Source organism: Streptomyces sp. NPDC050418 (assembly GCF_044458745.1).
GTDB lineage: Bacteria > Actinomycetota > Actinomycetes > Streptomycetales > Streptomycetaceae > Streptomyces.
The window spans coordinates 544626-560292 of the sequence record NZ_JBITIG010000004.1 but is presented as its reverse complement, the minus strand read 5'-3'; the positions used below and the strand labels follow the sequence as shown (position 1 = coordinate 560292).

The 15667-nt window shown below is 71.4% G+C and carries 13 protein-coding genes; 8 read left to right on the top strand and 5 right to left on the bottom strand.

The features are described 5' to 3' along the window. The first annotated feature begins 544 nt into the window (after nt 1-544). Nucleotides 545-994 (top strand): PTS glucose transporter subunit IIA, encoded by a 450-nt coding sequence (locus ACIBI4_RS12805; protein ID WP_399203758.1) that lies wholly within the window; start codon nt 545-547, stop codon nt 992-994. A gap of 77 nt (nt 995-1071) precedes the next feature. Further along, nucleotides 1072-2742 (top strand): phosphoenolpyruvate--protein phosphotransferase, encoded by a 1671-nt coding sequence (ptsP, locus tag ACIBI4_RS12800; RefSeq protein WP_399203757.1) that lies wholly within the window; start codon nt 1072-1074, stop codon nt 2740-2742. A gap of 65 nt (nt 2743-2807) precedes the next feature. Here ptsP and ACIBI4_RS12795 read toward each other — a convergent pair whose 3' ends face one another. Then, nucleotides 2808-3689, bottom strand: a complete 882-nt coding sequence (locus ACIBI4_RS12795; protein WP_399203756.1) for a hypothetical protein — start codon at nt 3687-3689, stop codon at nt 2808-2810. Nucleotides 3690-3774: 85 nt separating this feature from the next. Then, a complete protein-coding gene (locus ACIBI4_RS12790) occupies nt 3775-5742 on the bottom strand; it encodes an acetoacetate--CoA ligase (RefSeq protein WP_399203755.1) in 1968 nt (655 codons plus the stop codon). A 281-nt stretch (nt 5743-6023) separates the two neighbouring features. Between ACIBI4_RS12790 and ACIBI4_RS12785 the strand changes: the two genes are divergently transcribed. Next, on the top strand, nt 6024-8381 hold the full coding sequence (locus tag ACIBI4_RS12785) for a glycoside hydrolase family 31 protein (protein ID WP_399203754.1): 2358 nt from the start codon (nt 6024-6026) through the stop codon (nt 8379-8381). Between the two features lie 34 nt (nt 8382-8415). Here the strand turns inward: ACIBI4_RS12785 and ACIBI4_RS12780 are convergent, their stop codons facing one another. Next, on the bottom strand, nt 8416-8958 hold the full coding sequence (locus tag ACIBI4_RS12780; RefSeq protein WP_399203753.1) for an NUDIX domain-containing protein: 543 nt from the start codon (nt 8956-8958) through the stop codon (nt 8416-8418). A 151-nt stretch (nt 8959-9109) separates the two neighbouring features. On the opposite strand from ACIBI4_RS12780, the gene ACIBI4_RS12775 reads away from it, so the two are divergent. Next, nucleotides 9110-9925 (top strand): M15 family metallopeptidase, encoded by an 816-nt coding sequence (locus tag ACIBI4_RS12775; protein WP_399203752.1) that lies wholly within the window; start codon nt 9110-9112, stop codon nt 9923-9925. Nucleotides 9926-9991: 66 nt separating this feature from the next. Here the strand turns inward: ACIBI4_RS12775 and ACIBI4_RS12770 are convergent, their stop codons facing one another. After that, nucleotides 9992-10819, bottom strand: a complete 828-nt coding sequence (locus ACIBI4_RS12770; protein WP_399203751.1) for an arginase family protein — start codon at nt 10817-10819, stop codon at nt 9992-9994. A 152-nt stretch (nt 10820-10971) separates the two neighbouring features. Here ACIBI4_RS12770 and ACIBI4_RS12765 point away from each other — a divergent pair, with 152 nt between their 5' ends. Beyond that, the gene (locus ACIBI4_RS12765; RefSeq protein ID WP_399203750.1) at nt 10972-11670 is read left to right on the top strand and encodes an alpha/beta fold hydrolase; all 699 of its coding nucleotides are present in this window, start codon (nt 10972-10974) and stop codon (nt 11668-11670) included. Between the two features lie 99 nt (nt 11671-11769). Then, nucleotides 11770-13026: a hypothetical protein gene (locus ACIBI4_RS12760; protein ID WP_399203749.1), complete on the top strand. Its 1257-nt coding sequence runs from the start codon at nt 11770-11772 to the stop codon at nt 13024-13026. Between the two features lie 3 nt (nt 13027-13029). Here ACIBI4_RS12760 and ACIBI4_RS12755 read toward each other — a convergent pair whose 3' ends face one another. Continuing rightward, entirely contained in the window at nt 13030-13476 is a 447-nt protein-coding gene (locus ACIBI4_RS12755) for a hypothetical protein (protein ID WP_399203748.1), read from the bottom strand. Nucleotides 13477-13720: 244 nt separating this feature from the next. Here ACIBI4_RS12755 and ACIBI4_RS12750 point away from each other — a divergent pair, with 244 nt between their 5' ends. Both ACIBI4_RS12750 and ACIBI4_RS12745 read left to right on the top strand, forming a co-directional pair. Further along, nucleotides 13721-14164: a Zn-ribbon domain-containing OB-fold protein gene (locus tag ACIBI4_RS12750; protein ID WP_399203747.1), complete on the top strand. Its 444-nt coding sequence runs from the start codon at nt 13721-13723 to the stop codon at nt 14162-14164. After that, entirely contained in the window at nt 14161-15351 is a 1191-nt protein-coding gene (locus ACIBI4_RS12745; protein ID WP_399203790.1) for a lipid-transfer protein, read from the top strand. Before ACIBI4_RS12750 ends, ACIBI4_RS12745 begins: the two co-directional genes overlap by 4 nt. Nucleotides 15352-15667: the final 316 nt, after the last annotated feature.

The following is a 15667-nucleotide window of genomic DNA, read 5'->3' as shown; positions in this document are numbered from 1 at the left end:
TGAGCGGAACCGGAAGCGGAATAAGCTTCCAGTTCACAGCGTCCTCGCTGATGTGCCTTCCGTAGAAGGACTTTTCAAAGGAACCGCGTCCGACCATGACGGTCGAGACGGGGTTGTCAATCTGGCGTTGACTTTTGGCACGCTGTTGAGTTCTCAAGGAACGGACGCTTCCTTTGTACTCACCTCAGTATTCACTGAGGTTTTCCGCCGGGCGCTTCCCTTCGGTGTTCCAAACTCTATCAGGCATTTTCCGTCTCCCTGACCACCCCTCCTGCGAGCACGCAGGACTAGATGGAGAGATACGATCCAGCTTGATTGAGGCCGCCCGGTTCCGGCGCTTGAAGCGCGTCGTTGTCCCGGGCAGGAGTACGACAGTACATCTGGCTTCAGGCGGACGCAAATCGGCGCTGGTGGGCCCTAGGTCCTTTGAACCGGGACTAGTTGTGCGGAAGCGTGACTTCTTATGACTTACGCTTCTGAACAGTGCGCCGTCCAGGACAGGCAGTGACGGCGTGTACGACTCTCCACTCCTGGGAGGCTCCTCATGACGTCTGTGACGTCCCCCCTCGCCGGCCGGGCCATCGGGCTCGCTGCTGTCCCCGACCCGGTCTTCTCCGGTGCGATGGTCGGCCCCGGTACAGCCATCGACCCTGTGCGCGAAGCCGGTGCCGCCGTCGCGCCCGTCGACGGCGTTGTCGTATCTCTGCACCCGCACGCCTTCGTCGTCGTGGACAGCGAAGGACACGGTGTGCTGACGCACCTGGGCATCGACACCGTTCAGCTCAATGGCGAGGGCTTCGAACTCCTCGTGAACAAGGGCGACACCGTGCAGCGCGGCCAGGCGGTCGTGCGCTGGGACCCCGCGGCGGTCGAGGCCGCCGGGAAGTCGCCGATCTGTCCGATCGTGGCGCTCGAGGCCACGGCCGAGTCCCTGTCGAACGTCATCGAGGATGCTGACGTGAAGGCCGGCGACGCTCTCTTCAGCTGGAAGTGACGTCATCGCCGCCGAGGGCGGCAGGTACGACATCCACCGCGACGGCCCGTGCCGTCGCATCTATCGGAGACGGTGAAATGGAGACAACGCTGCGAGGCGTCGGCGTGAGCCACGGTGTGGCGATCGGCGAGGTTCGGCACATGGGCACGGCGGTACTCGAGCCGCCGGCCAAGCAGATTCCCGCGGAGGAGGCCGAGCGCGAACAGGGGCGCGCCCGGCAGGCGGTCGAGGCTGTGGCCGCCGATCTGAACGCGCGGGGCAATCTGGCCGGCGGCGAGGCGCAGGCGGTGCTCGAGGCGCAGGCCATGATCGCTCAGGACCCGGAGCTCATGGCCGACGTCGACCGTCGTATTGCTGTGGGCAGCACCGCCGAGCGCGGTATCTACGACGCGTTCTCGCACTATCGCGAGCTGCTCGCCGGTGCCGGTGAGTACATGGCCGGCCGGGTGGCCGACCTGGACGACGTGCGCAACCGCATCGTGGCGCGGCTGCTCGGTGTGCCGATGCCGGGTGTTCCGGACAGCGACAAGCCGTACGTGCTGATCGCCCGGGACCTGGCGCCGGCCGATACCGCGCTGCTCGACCCGGCCCTGGTGCTCGGGTTCGTGACCGAGGAAGGCGGGCCGACCAGCCACAGCGCCATCCTCGCCCGCGCGCTCGGTGTGCCCGCGGTCGTGGCGCTGCCCGGCGCGGGTGAGCTGGCCGAGGGCAAGGTCATCGCCGTCGACGGCAGCACCGGCGAGATCTTCGTCGAGCCGACCGCCGAGAAGCGTGCCGAGCTCGAGGCGTCCGCCGCGGAGCGCAAGGCCGCGCTGGCGGCTTCCTCGGGTCCGGGTGCCACGTCGGACGGGCACAAGGTGCCGCTGCTCGCCAACATCGGCGGTCCGGCCGATGTGCCGGCCGCGGTCGAGGCGGGCGCCGAGGGTGTGGGTCTGTTCCGCACCGAGTTCCTGTTCCTGGACGACAGCAAGAAGGCGCCGTCCGAGGAGAAGCAGGTCGAGTCGTACCGCAAGGTGCTCGAGGCCTTCCCCGAGGGCCGTGTGGTCGTGCGGGTCCTGGATGCCGGCGCCGACAAGCCGCTGGACTTCCTGACGCCGGCCGACGAGCCCAACCCGGCGCTCGGTGTGCGCGGTCTGCGCACGCTGCTCGAGCACCCCGAGGTGCTGCGCACGCAGCTGACCGCGCTGGCCAAGGCCTCCGAGGGCCTGCCCGTGTACCTCGAGGTCATGGCGCCGATGGTGGCCGACCGTGCGGACGCCAAGGCGTTCGCCGACGCGTGCCGTGAGGCCGGGCTGCAGGCGAAGTTCGGCGCGATGGTCGAGATTCCGTCGGCCGCGCTGCGGGCCCGTTCGGTGCTGCAGGAGGTCGAGTTCCTCTCGATCGGTACGAATGACCTCGCGCAGTACACGTTTGCCGCCGACCGTCAGGTCGGTGCGGTGTCGCGGCTGCAGGACCCGTGGCAGCCCGCGCTGCTCGACCTGGTGGCCCTGTCGGCCGAGTCCGCGAAGGCCGAGGGCAAGAGCTGTGGCGTGTGCGGTGAGGCGGCGTCGGATCCGCTGCTCGCCTGTGTGCTGACCGGTCTCGGTGTGACCTCCCTGTCCATGGGTGCGGCATCGATTCCTTACGTGCGCGCGACGCTCGCCAAGTACACGCTCGCCCAGTGCGAGCGGGCCGCGTCCGCCGCGCGGGCCGCGGAGTCCGCGGAGGAGGCCCGCGCCGCCGCGCAGGCCGTACTGTCCGGCGAGTGAGCCTCGGCTGAGTGCTGTTCCGAAGGGGCGTCCCACCGCCTGGTGGGGCGCCCCTTCGGCGTCCGTCAGTGCGGATGCCCCTCGAATGGCCCCAGGTCGGGCGCCGCGCAGTAGTCGACACCTGATTCCGGGGGCAGCGGGTCTCCGGAGAGGGCGTCGGTGCAGTACGCGTCGAAGACCTCGGAGGCGGTGAGCGGGACGAGCAACTCGCCCTGCAGGCGCCAGCCTTGGACCCGGTCGGGTACGGAGGACCGGCGGGTGCGCATGACCAGGCCGCCGGCCGATGCCGTGGCGATGGCGACCGCGAGGACCGAGGTGAATTCCATGGCTTCCTGCTCGTCCAGGTCGATACGGCCGTCCGGGTCGCCGGAGGTGTGCAGGGAGGCCGTGAGGTCGTGTGTGGGGAGCGGGGTGCTGCACACCAGGTGGTGGGCCCCGTGGGCGGCGGTTTCCAGGATGCGGGTCAGGAGCCGGGCGGCCTGGCCGAAAGCGGCGCGGCCGATGTCCTTGCCGCAGTCGGCGCAGTCGCCGATGCCTGCCAGGACGGAGCTCGCGTACTCCCATGTGGACTGGCGGACCGCTTCCTCGATGAGGGTGGGGACCAGGAGACCGAGTGGGCTGCCGTCATAGGGGACGGTGGCTCCCGTGGCGCCGAGCTCGGCGGTGAAGAGGGAGCGGCTTGCCGCACGGTCCGGGTCCAGGGCGGTGTCCGCGCAGAACTCCTCGTACTCCTCGGGGTCGAACAGGGCCAGTGTGGTGTGCCGGCCCTGCGCGGCCATGGATCTGAGCAGGCCCTCGACCTGCCGGAGATAGGTGTCGTGGTCGTCGAAGGCGAAGCTGCCGTAGTGGCGCATCGCCTCGAAGTCCTCTTCGTCGGCGAGCACCCCGATGGTGCCGGTGACCTCGCGGCGCAGTGCGCGCCGCATCGTGTCCTGTGTGTGCTGCATGCTTCCCCCTGAGCACAGTCGGTCAGTGCTTCATCACCGTATGTGGTGGCACTGACACTCCGGGCCGAGGGGGAAGCGGTGCAGGTCAGCGGCGTGTGCGGGCCAAGTCGGCGTAGAACTGGAGGAGTTCCAGGCTGTCGACCGAGCCGGGGTTGACCGCCTTGTCGAGCGGGGTGCCCTGCAGGAGGCGCTTGACGGGGACCTCGATGCGCTTGCCGGTGAGGGTGTGCGGGACGCCGGGGGCTTCGATGATCTCGTCGGGGACGTGGCGCGGGGAGCACTGTTCGCGGATGGTCCGCTTGATCGTCGTCCGCAGGTCGTCGTCGAGGACCGCGCCGGGGGCGAGATCGACGAAGAGGGGCATCCAGTAGCCGCCGTCGGGCTGTTCGATGCCGATGACCAGGGATTCGCGGATCTCCGGGAGGCGTTCGACGGCCTCGTAGATGTCGGCGGAGCCCATGCGGACTCCCCCGCGGTTGAGGGTGGAGTCGGAGCGGCCGTGGATGATCACCGAGCCGCGGTCGGTGAGGGTGATCCAGTCGCCGTGGCGCCAGACGCCGGGGTAGGTGTCGAAGTAGCTGTCGTGGTACCGGCTGCCGTCGGGGTCGTTCCAGAAGTGGATCGGCATGGACGGCATGGGGTTGGTGACGACGAGTTCGCCGACCTCGCCGGTCAGGGGCTTGCCCTGGGTGTCCCAGGACTGGAGGTCCGTACCCAGGCAGGGTGCCTGGAGTTCGCCGATGTGGACCGGGAGGGTCGGTACGGCGCCGGCGAAGCAGCTGCAGACGTCCGTGCCGCCGCTGACCGAGGCGATCCAGAGGTCGTCGCGTACTTCGTCGTGCAGCCAGCGGAAGCCGTCGGGCGGCAGCGGGGAGCCGGTGGTGGCGACGCACTGGACGCGTGAGAGGTCATGGTCGCGGCCGGGGTGGACGCCGGCCTTGCGGCAGGCCATGACGTACGCCGCGGAGGTGCCGAAGAGGGTGGCGCCGGTCTGTTCAGCGATGGCCCACTGGGCGCCCGTGTCGGGATAGCCGGGGCTGCCGTCGTAGAGGATCACGGTGGTGCCGGTGAGGAGGCCGGAGACGAGGAAGTTCCACATCATCCAGCCGGTGGAGGTGTACCAGAAGAAGCGGTCCTCGGGGCCGAGGTCGCAGTGCAGACCGAGCTGTTTGAAGTGCTCGACGAGGATGCCGCCCTGGGACTGGACGATGGCCTTGGGCAGGCCGGTCGTGCCGGAGGAGTAGAGCACCCACAGGGGGTGGTCGAAGGGAACCTGCTCGAAGACGGGCTCGGTGTCGGCGGAGGTCAGGGCCGACCATTCGAGGGCGCCTTCGGGTGCCTCGGTGCCGAGCAGCGGGATATGGACGACGGCGCGCAGGGTGGGCAGCTCGGCGCGGAGTTCGGCGACGGTGTCGCGGCGGTCGTGCTCCTTGCCGCCGTAGCGGTAGCCGTCGACGGTGAACAGGATGACGGGTTCGACCTGTTGGAAGCGGTCGAGGACGCTGCGGGCGCCGAAGTCAGGCGCGCAGGAGGTCCACACGGCGCCGACGGCGGCGCTCGCGAGGAGGGCGACGACGGCCTGCGGGATGTTGGGCAGATAGCCGCTGACGCGGTCGCCGGGCCGGACGCCGAGCGCGCGGAGCTCGGCGGCGAGGGAGCCGACCTGGCGGCGCAGCTCGGACCAGGACACCGGGCGCTGCTCGTGGGTCTCGTCCACGTAGAGGAGCGCCGGCTCGTCGGGGCGGTCCGCGGCGGTGCGCAGCGCGTGCTCCGCATAGTTGAGGGTGCCGCCGGGGAACCACTGGGCTCCGGGCATGGTGCGGTCGCCGAGGACGCGCTCGTACGGCGTGGAGAAGCGGATGTCGAACCACTCCACCACGGCGGTCCAGAACGCCTCCAGGTCGCGGACCGACCACTGGTGCAGGGCCTCGTAGCCGCCTTCGGCGGGTGCGCCGTGGTGGGCGGCGGCCCAGTTCTGGAACCGGGTGATCCGGGCGGCGGCGATCCGGGCCTCGTCGGGCTGCCAGAGAGGCTGCGGTGCGGCGGTGGACATGGTGCGGCTCCCAAGCGGTACGCGGTGTTGACGCGGTGGGCGTGGACCGTACCCGCACAGGGTCCCTGCGTGCGGAGTGCGGCTGACAGGGACGATGCCATGTGATCGACTTCCGCACCATAGTGGCCTCCCACACGTCCGGCAGGTATGGGGCGTGCGTGGGTGGTGGTGCGCCACAGCGGCCTTGGGGACGGCGCGGGCGTGAAGATGTGCTCCTGCCTCGGGTGAACGGCAGTTGAACGCACCTTGTGCGCTGCGCACGCGATGACAGGGTGAGCGGTATGAACAGTCACGATCTGGTGCGCTCCGTACGGGCGGTCGGCGTGGTCGGCACGGTGCAGGCGCTGCGCACGGTCCGGGCCGCCTGGCGCAGGCAGCGGGCCGACGCGGCCGGGCTGCCGCGGCGCGGCGAGGAGCGGGCCCGCGTCCCCGGTCCCGTCAGCGGCGTGGAGCCCGGGCCCGGCGGCGGTGTCGTGCGGTTCGCGCGGTCCGAGCTGCGGGTGTGTGTGACGGCGGGCGGGGCCGTGTTCTGGGGCTGGGACGGTGCGGAAGCGGAGTCCTCGTACGCGCTGTCGGGGCTGCGGCCCGAGCCGGATCCGCGGGCGTTCCTGGAGCCGGACAAGGACGGCGGCTGGCGGGTGGTCTCCGAACGGGTCACCGTCGTCGTGTCGCGGCACGGCACGGTCGAGGTGCAGACGCCGGGCGGTGTGGCGCTGCGCCGTGAGCTGCCGCCGCGCTGGTGGGAGCCGGTGGGCGGGGGTGGTGCGCGCTGGGTGCAGCGGTCCGAGGTGGCCGCCGACGCGCGGTTCTTCGGGCTCGGCGGGCGGTCGGCGGGGCCGCGGCTGCCGGACGGGACGTACCGGCTGTGGAACACGGATCCCGGCGGGTCGTTCGGGCCCGGGGACGATCCGCTGTATCTGACGATGCCCGTGCAGATGGTGGTGGCGGACGCGGGGACGCATCTCGTCTTCCATGACAACGCGTGGGACGGCACGGTCGCGCTGCGCGAGGGCGAGGAGGGTGCGGGCTCGGGGCACGACCGGCCGGGGACCAGCGAACTCCGGATGGAGGGCGGCCCGTTGCGGTGCTGGGTGGTCGTGGGACCGCCGTCCCGCGTGCTGCAGACCTGGGCCGCGCTGACCGGGGCGCCCGCGGTGCCGCCCACGTGGGCGCTGGGGTATCAGCACGCACGGTGGGGGTTCGGGTCGGCGGCCGAGGTGCGCCGCGTGGTGGCCGGGTACCGCGAACGGGGGCTTCCGCTCGACGCCGTACATCTGGACATCGATCATTACGACGGGCACCAGGTGTTCACCGTCGACCGTGAGCGCTTCCCCGATCTGCCGGGCCTGGCCGAGGAGTTGAGCGCCTCGGGGACGCGGCTCGTCTCGATCGTGGATCCGGCCGTGAAGGCCGAGGCCGGGAACGCGGTGTACGACTCCGGGGTGGCCGAGGACGCGTTCGTCGTGGACGGGAAGGGCCGGCCGGTCCGGGGCGTGGTGTGGCCCGGCGAGTCCGTGTATCCGGACTTCACGGCGGCCCGGGTGCGGGCGTGGTGGGGCCGGCAGTACGCGGAGCGGCTCGGGCAGGGCTTCGCCGGGTTCTGGCACGACATGAACGAGCCGGTGTCGTTCGTCGCGTTCGGCGATCCCTCGCTGCCGCGTTCCGCGCGGCATGATCTGGACGGGCAGAGCGGCGACCACCGCGCGGCGCACAACATCTACGGACTCTGCATGGCGCGCGCCGCGTACGAGGGGCTGTGCGAACTGCGGCCCGCTGAGCGGCCGTTCCTGTTCTCGCGCTCGGGCTGGGCGGGGCTGCAGCGGTACGGCGGTACGTGGTCGGGGGATGTGGAGACGAGCTGGGCCGGGCTGCGGGCCTCGCTCTCGCTGGTCATCGGGCTCGGGCTGTGCGGGGTGCCGTACTCGGGCCCGGACGTGGGCGGGTTCGACGGCACGCCGTCGCCCGAGCTGTATCTGCGGTGGTTCCAGCTCGGTTCGCTGCTGCCGCTGTTCCGTACGCACTCGGCGCTGCGGGCCGGGCGGCGTGAGCCCTGGGTATACGGGCCGGAGGTGCTCGAACACGCGGGTGCGGCTCTGGCGCAACGGAGGCGGTTGCAGCCGTACTTCGTGACGCTCGCCCAGCTCGCGCACCGCACCGGCGCCCCGTATGTGCGGCCGCTGTGGTGGACGGCGCCGGAGGACCGGGCGCTGCGGGACTGTGACGACGCGTTCCTGCTCGGGGACGCGTTGCTGGTGGCGCCGGTCTTCGAGCCGGGCGCGGACCGGCGTGCGGTGCGGCTGCCGCGCGGCCGCTGGTACGACACGGCCACCGGGAGCGCGTACGACGGCCCCGGTCAGGTCCTGCTCGACGCGCCCTCGTCCCGTATCCCCGTGCTGGCGCGGGCCGGCTCCGTGGTGCCGGTGCGCGGGGAGGACGGGCGGACGGAGCTGGAGGTCTGGGCGCCGGTACGGGGCCGCGCGGGCGGCGGGCTCGTCGTGCGTGATCCCGGGGACGGGTGGGAGCGGGCCGAGGTCGAGCGCTATGTGACGCGGTGGAAGAACGACCGGGTGACGGTGGTGCGGGAGACGGCTTCGGGCGCTGCGGAGGTGGTGGAGGGGGTGCGGGTGCGGGGCGTCTGAGGGCGCGTCGTCCGGTTCCGGCTCAGTGCCTGTACTACCCGTACCGGCCCTCGAACCATGCCTCCGCCGCCACTGTGTGCAGGGGGAAGCCGAGTTGGGCCGGGGTGCGCAGGATGCTTCGATCCGAGGTCTCGTCGGTCGCGGTGAACGGGGGGAGTTCTGCGGCCGGGCGTGGGGGCAGGACGCCGAAGAGGAGCAGGTGGGAGTCCGGGGAGCTGAGGGCGTCGGCGAGGCGGACGTCGCGTTCGTCGGCCTCGACGCCGGTCTCCTCGTACAACTCGCGTACCACCGCGTGCCGCCAGTCCTCGGCGTGGTCGACGAAGCCGCCGGGCAGAGCGAGTCGACCGAGGGCGGGCGGGATGGCGCGGGTGATGACGAGCAGGCCCATGCCCTCGGTGTCGTGGACGGGCTGCAGGGCCACGGCGACCGGGAGCGGGTTGCGGTACGCGAAGGCGCCGCAGACCGTGCAGGTGCGGGGCCAGGTCGTGCGGTCGGCGTACGGGGCGCCGCAGCTCGAACAGTGCGAGTACGGGGCGGACTTGGCGGGTCTCTCGGCGGAGGCTGCTGGCTCGGACACGGGCGGGACTGTAGCGGATGGGTGGGGTGGGGCTGAATGGGGCTCCCGTGGTGAGGGGCAGCGGCAGTGGCGGGTGAGGGCGTGGTGAGGGCGCGCCGGGTGTGACCCCACCCTTCCCACGCGCCCCATCCGGCTGGTAGACGGATGGGCCATGACTCGACTTTCGCGTACGCGCGCCGCGTGGCGTGCCGTTGCCGTCCTCGCCGCCGCGCTGCTCACCGTGACCGTCGCGCCCGCGGGCGCCGGTGCCGATCCTGAGCCCAAGGCGCCCGAGGAGTTCGTGGCGCTCGACCGGGTGGACCGGACGATCCTGCACGAGATGCGCTACACGACCCCGCACAACTTCGTCGGCGAGCGGATCGACGGCTACCGGCAGCCGGTCTGCATCCTCACAAAGCCCGCGGCGCTCGCCCTGCGCAAGGCGCAGCGCTCGCTGCTGCGGCAGGGGTACTCGCTCAAGGTGTACGACTGCTACCGGCCGCAGCGGGCCGTCGACCACTTCGTGCGCTGGGCGGAGGATCTGGGCGACGAGCGGATGAAGGCGGAGTTCTATCCGAAGGTCGACAAGTCGAGGTTGTTCGAGGACGGCTATATCGCCGCGAAGTCGGGGCACAGCCGCGGTTCGACGGTCGACCTGACGATCGTGAAGCTGCCGGCGCAGCCGACGCGTCCGTACGTGCCGGGCGAGAAGCTCGTGCCGTGCTACGCGCCGCAGGCCGAGCGCTTCCCGGACAGTTCGGTGGACATGGGGACGGGCTACGACTGCTTCGACACCCTGTCGCACACGGATGATCCGCGGATCGTGGGCGAGCAGCGGGCCAACCGGGATCTGCTGCGCTGGACGCTCAGCGATGTCGGGTTCGTGAACCTTCCCGAGGAGTGGTGGCACTTCACGTACAAGCCCGAGGCGTTCCCCGACACGTACTTCGACTTTCCGGTGAGCAGGAGGTCCGTGAGCGGGCGCTGACGCGTCCTGGGCGGGAGGTGTGGTGGACGCCTCCCGCCAGGGTCGTCGACCGGCCTCGTCGCGGTCCTATCCGAACAGCCCGTCGACGATCCGCCGCAGTACGGCCTCCTCCTGGCCGGTGTCTTCCGTCCGCTCGTACTCGGTGAGCGCGATACCGGCGAGCGTGAACTCCTCGGTCAGCAACCGCACCGCCGCGATGAGCTCATCGACGCCGAGGCCGCCTGGTTCGGGGGTGCCGACGGCCGGGAACACCAGCGGGTCGAGGACGTCGAGGTCGATGTGGACGTACACCGCGTCGGCCCCTGTGGCGCGTACGGCGGCCAGGAGCGGCCCGGGCTGTGCCAGTTGCCCGACGGCGAGGTGCCGGATGCCGCGGCTCTCGACGAGGTCACGCTCCCCCGGGTCGAGCGACCGCGCGCCCGCCAGCACCACGCGCTCGGCCGGCAGGGTACGCAGGGGCCGCAGGCCCTTCGGCCCGTCCCCGATGAGCGCGCGCAGCACCATGCCGTGGAAGGCTCCCGACGGTGAGGAATCGGGGCTGTTGAGGTCGGCGTGGGCGTCGAACCACACCACTGCCAGCCGGTCGCCGAAGGCGGAGAGAGCCGTCTCGACCGGGGCGAGATCGACCGCACAGTCGCCGCCGATGGTCACGGTCAGGTCGCCCGCCGGCACCTCGGCCAACACCGCACGCACTGCTTGCAGTTGACGCTCCAGCACGTCGGCGTTCTCGACCCCGTCCCGCGACGTCCCGGCACCGGCCTCGATCGCGACGGTGTACCGCGGCCCCTCGGGCAGCAACTCGGCGAGCCGGGCCGCACCACTGCGCAGCCTCAGGGCCGTGCCGGCCCCCGATCCCTGCCACTGCCCCACTTCGACGACGACCTGACCGGCCATGAGCCCTCCCCCTCCAGAATGATCAACACAGCTTATGCCGCCGCTTCGGCGATGCCGCGCCTGCGTCGGTCGCGGTCATCCCGGGCGGGCGCCTTGCCTCCGGGACTGCGGTCCCGGGACGGGTGTTCGGGCCGCTCGGTTACGGTGCAGCCATGGCGAACTACGTACTGGTTGCAGGCGCGCGGCTCGGCGCGTGGGCGTGGGACGAGGTGGCACCGCATCTGCGGGCGGCGGGCCACGGCGCCCACCCGTTGACGCTGTCCGGTCTTGCCGAGAAGCAAGGTGTGCCCGCCGGGCAGCAGACCCACGTCCAGGACATTGTCGACGAGGTCGAACGTCACGATCTGCATGATGTCGTCCTGGTGGGCCACAGCTACTCGGGCATCCCGGTCGGTCAGGCCGCCGAGCGGATCGGAGACCGGCTGGCCCGCGTGGTCTTCGTCGACTCCAATGTGCCGGCGGAGGGCGAGTCGTTCGTCTCCGCCTGGCCGGAGGGCCGGGCGACGGTCGAGGCATCGATCGCCGGGAACGGAGGCTTCTGGCCGGTCGTGGCCGCAGCCCACTACGAAGGCGAAGGCCTCACCGAGGAGCAGATCACACGGATCGTGGACGGCTCGACGCCGCACCCGGGCGCCACGCTGACCGAGCCCGCCGTGCTGGCTCGGCCTCTCGGCGAACTCCCGTCGACGTACATCCAATGCCTGCTCGACGATGCCGCGGTCGACGACGATGTGGCCGAGCTGCTGACCAGCGAACACTGGCGGCTTGTGAAGATGCGCACCGGCCACTGGCCGATGTTCTCCCAGCCGCGCGAACTGGCGCGGATCCTCCTCGCCGAGGCCGGGGAGTGACGGCAAGTCCGGCGCGGCTCCGGCATCCCGTGGTGCGCCGGGAGCGGCGGGCGGATAAGGCGTGGCGGTGGACCGTCCCCTCGGGCAAGGTGCCATGTGATGACCGGGGACGAGAGACGCTACGCCCACCACGAGACCCTGGAAGGGCTGCTGCAGCGCGGACGCGGCCTCGGGTCCGTACGAGCCCGTAACGACCCTGCGGCGGCAGTGTCGTTGGTGGACGACGGGATCCGACGGGACTGGACCTGGGAGGGCTTCGTCGACGAGCGTGCGCTGTATCAGGCGCAGCTGGTCCTGGAACTGCGGATGCCCCAGGGCCCGCTCGTGGAGCAGTTGCACGGCTCCGAGGAGGAGTGCGCCAGGGCCGCCGACGTGCTGGTGCTGCTGGCGCCGGCCGGTTCGGACGAAGCCCGTGACGGGCTGCGGACCTACCTTCGGGACGGCGTGCACTGGATCGAGGTGCTGGAGTCCCTCGCTCTCAAATGGCCGGAGGCCTGGTGGGCGGACCTGGGCGGCCTCGCACGGTCCCGCATCAGCCGGGAACCGGAGCACCCGTGGCTCACAGAACCGTGGACGCGCTTCGGGATCGAACCGCGACAGCCCGCCCCGCGGCCGGCCCGGCAGGGTCTGAGCGGGCATACGATCGCCGAGCTGCTCGGACTGCTGACCGGGAGCACCTCGCCGTCGGGCCGGCCGGGAGCACCGGCCGAAGGCCAGGTCCGGACCGACGCCCTGCGTGAACTGTGCCGCCGCGAGCCGGCCGAGGGACTCATTCCGCTCGTTCCCGGGCTCAGCACCGCGGACGACCGCCACTGCACTGTCGGCCTCCAGAGGGCAGTCGACCACCTGGGCGCCCTGGCGGTTCCCGCCGCACGCGTTTGGGCGAACTCCCCGACGCCGTGGCTCGCCCGGCTCGGCCGGGGTGTCCTGGCCGACCAGCTCGTTCCCGAGGCGCTTCCCGTGCTGCTGTCCGAACTCGCCGGCCGGCGGCGGTCGGGCAGCTGGTGCGGCCCGGCGGTCACGGCCGAGCGGCTGGCCCGCTTCGGGCGGGAGGCCGCCCCGGCGGCGGGTGTCCTGCGTTGGCTCTGGACGCGCACACCCCACTCCTACGAACGGCCCGCCTATCTGAAGGCGCTCGCGGCCATCGACCCGTCGGGCCTGGATTTCGCGTACACCGAGTCCCTGTGGGACTGCCAGGAACAGGCGCGTCTCCTCGGCATCGCGCACGCGCCACGTAACCCCGCGACACGCGAGCGCATCGAGGCGATGCGCGACGACCCGATGGAGAGCTCCGACGTGCGGTCAGCGGCGGCGGCCGCCCTGGAGCCCGGCGCTCATGGGCCTCCTGAAGACTGACCCTCAGCACCCCGGTTCCCCCGGCTCCCCCAAATCCCCTGGTTCTCCCGACTCGTATGCGGACACGACCTCGTGTGCATACCCGTAGTCGGAAGCCATCCCGTCCACCACCGCTCTCGCTTGCCCAACCCGCCCCGCCTTGCAGAGCATCCGCACGAGGACGTTCAGAGCGTCGCGGTCCCCCGCCTCGGCCCGGGCCCGAAGCGGCGTCTCCAGTCCCCGGTCGCGCAGAGCCCTGTTGAGCCGCCGCCGCGCGTGCGCGTCCTTAGGAGCAAGGGCTTCCAGTTCCGCCAAGCGATCCGCCAGGACCAGCAGATCCATGTGCCACAAGTGGTGAGAGTGCTCGTAGTGGTCGGCGGAGAAGCAGACGGCGTGGGCGCTGACCAGCGTGATGGCTGTCTCCCAGTCGGCCCGGCGCTCCGCCTCTTGTGCGTCCTCGTACCAGGTCACAACGCGAAGTATCACGCAGGAGGCGGCCAGGACCACCCCCGTGGATCCTGGCCGCCCGCCGCGGTGAGGGGCGGGGCCGTGGCCTCGCGTCGCTCACCTCATTCGAGACGCAGGCGGGGCGGGTTCGGTTCTCCAGGGGCAGGGGTGAGGAGTGATCCGGTCCATGGTGTGCGGCGGGTGACGGGCCCGTGGTCGGCGTGGCACACTTCTGACGTTCCGTCAGATTCGGTGTCGGGGAGGGGTCTTGTCTCGTACACGTACACCTGTGGTGGCCGGGTGGTTCACGGGTGAGGGAGGGGATTTCCGGCTGCTCGGCACGCGGTGCGGCGCGTGCAGTGCGGTCTTCTTCCCCCGTGAGGACAGTTTCTGCCGCAATCCCGGCTGCGGGGGCGGTGAGCTCACCGAGGTGCCGCTGTCGCGGCGCGGGCGGATCTGGTCCTACACCGACGGGCGGTACCGGCCACCGCTGCCGTACGTGTCCGATCCGGACGCCGCCTGGGAGCCGTACACGCTGCTCGCCGTGGAGCTGGAGGCCGAGCGCATGGTCGTGCTCGGGCAGGCGCCACCCGGGGTGACCACGGATCAGCTCGAAGTCGGCATGGAGGTGGAGATCGTGCCCGGAGTCCTCAACGAGGATGCCGAGACCGTGTGGACCACGTGGCACTTCAGGCCGGTGAGCGCGCGATGAGCCGTGATGTGGCGGTGCTCGGCGCCGGGATGCACGCGTGGGGCAAGTGGGGTCGCAGCTTCATCGAGTACGGGACGGCCGCCGCGCGGGCCGCGCTGCAGGACGCCGGGGTCGACTGGCGTGACGTGCAGTCGATCGTCGGGGCCGACACGGTGCGAGGCGGCTATCCGGGATACGTCGCCGGCGCCACGTTCGCGAAGGCGCTGGGCTGGCAGGGTGCGCGGGTCACCAGCGTGTACGCCGCGTGCGCCTCGGGCGCTCAGGCGATCAACACCGCGCGGACGCAGATCCTCTCGGGCCTCGCGGACGTGGTGCTCGTGGTGGGCGCGGACGCCGCGCCCAAGGGGTTCTTCCGGCCCGCGGGCGGCGACCGGCAGGACGATCCGGACTGGCTGCGCTTCCGGGTGCTCGGGGCCACCAACCCTGCGTACTTCGCGCTGTACGCCCGGCGGCGCATGGCCGTCCACGGTGACACGCTGGAGGACTTCGCGCAGGTCAAGGTGAAGAACGCGGCCTCGGGCGCGCTCAACCCGTATGCCCGCTACCGCAAGACGGTGACGGCCGAGGAGGTCGCCGCGTCCGCGATCGTGGCCGATCCACTGCGACTGCTCGACATCTGCGCCACGTCGGACGGTGCCGCGGCGCTGGTGCTGTCCAGCATGGAGTTCGCCCGGCGGCACGGGAAGACCGATCCCGTACGCATCAAGGCGGTGTCGACCGTGACGCCGCAGTATCCGCAGACCGTGCTCGATCTGCCGGACATCGCCACCGACTCGGCGGCGGTCGTGGAGCCGCCCGGACAGAGCTTCCGCGCCTCGATCGCGCACGCCGCGTACGAGGAGGCGGGGATCGGGCCCGAGGAGTTGTCGCTGGCAGAGGTCTACGACCTGTCGACCGCCCTCGAACTGCAGTGGTACGAGGATCTGGGGCTGTGCGGCGAGGGCGAGGGCGCCAAGCTGCTGCGCGAGGGCGCGACCTCGCCCGGCGGCCGGGTGCCGGTGAACTCCAGCGGCGGGCTCGCCTCCTTCGGCGAGGCAGTGCCGGCGCAGGCCATCGCCCAGGTCTGCGAGCTGACCTGGCAGCTGCGCGGGACAGCCGGTGAGCGGCAGGTTCCGGGCGCGCGGGTCGGCATCACCGCGAACCAGGGGCTGTTCGGGCACGGCTCGGCGGTGGTCGCGGCGCGGTGATGCGGTGACAGGCGGGGCGGGGAGGCAGTGACACACGGGGCGGGTGGGGGCGCGCGCGAACGGCGGGCCCGCCGCCCGCCCCGCCCCTTTGCCGAATGGTGTCCGCGACCTTGACGCTCCCCCGGCGTCGGTGAACACTTCCGGGTGTCAGTCGGCATCGCCGCACAAGATGTCACGCTGCCTTGGGGCTTCTGCCTGGTCAAAAGGCTCTCCCCCACGGGCGATTCGGCTGCTACGGCACGCTCGTCACGGACGCCGAGCGGGGCGGACTCCCCCTGCCTTGGCGCAGTAGTGGGAACCGCACCCTGCACGGAGG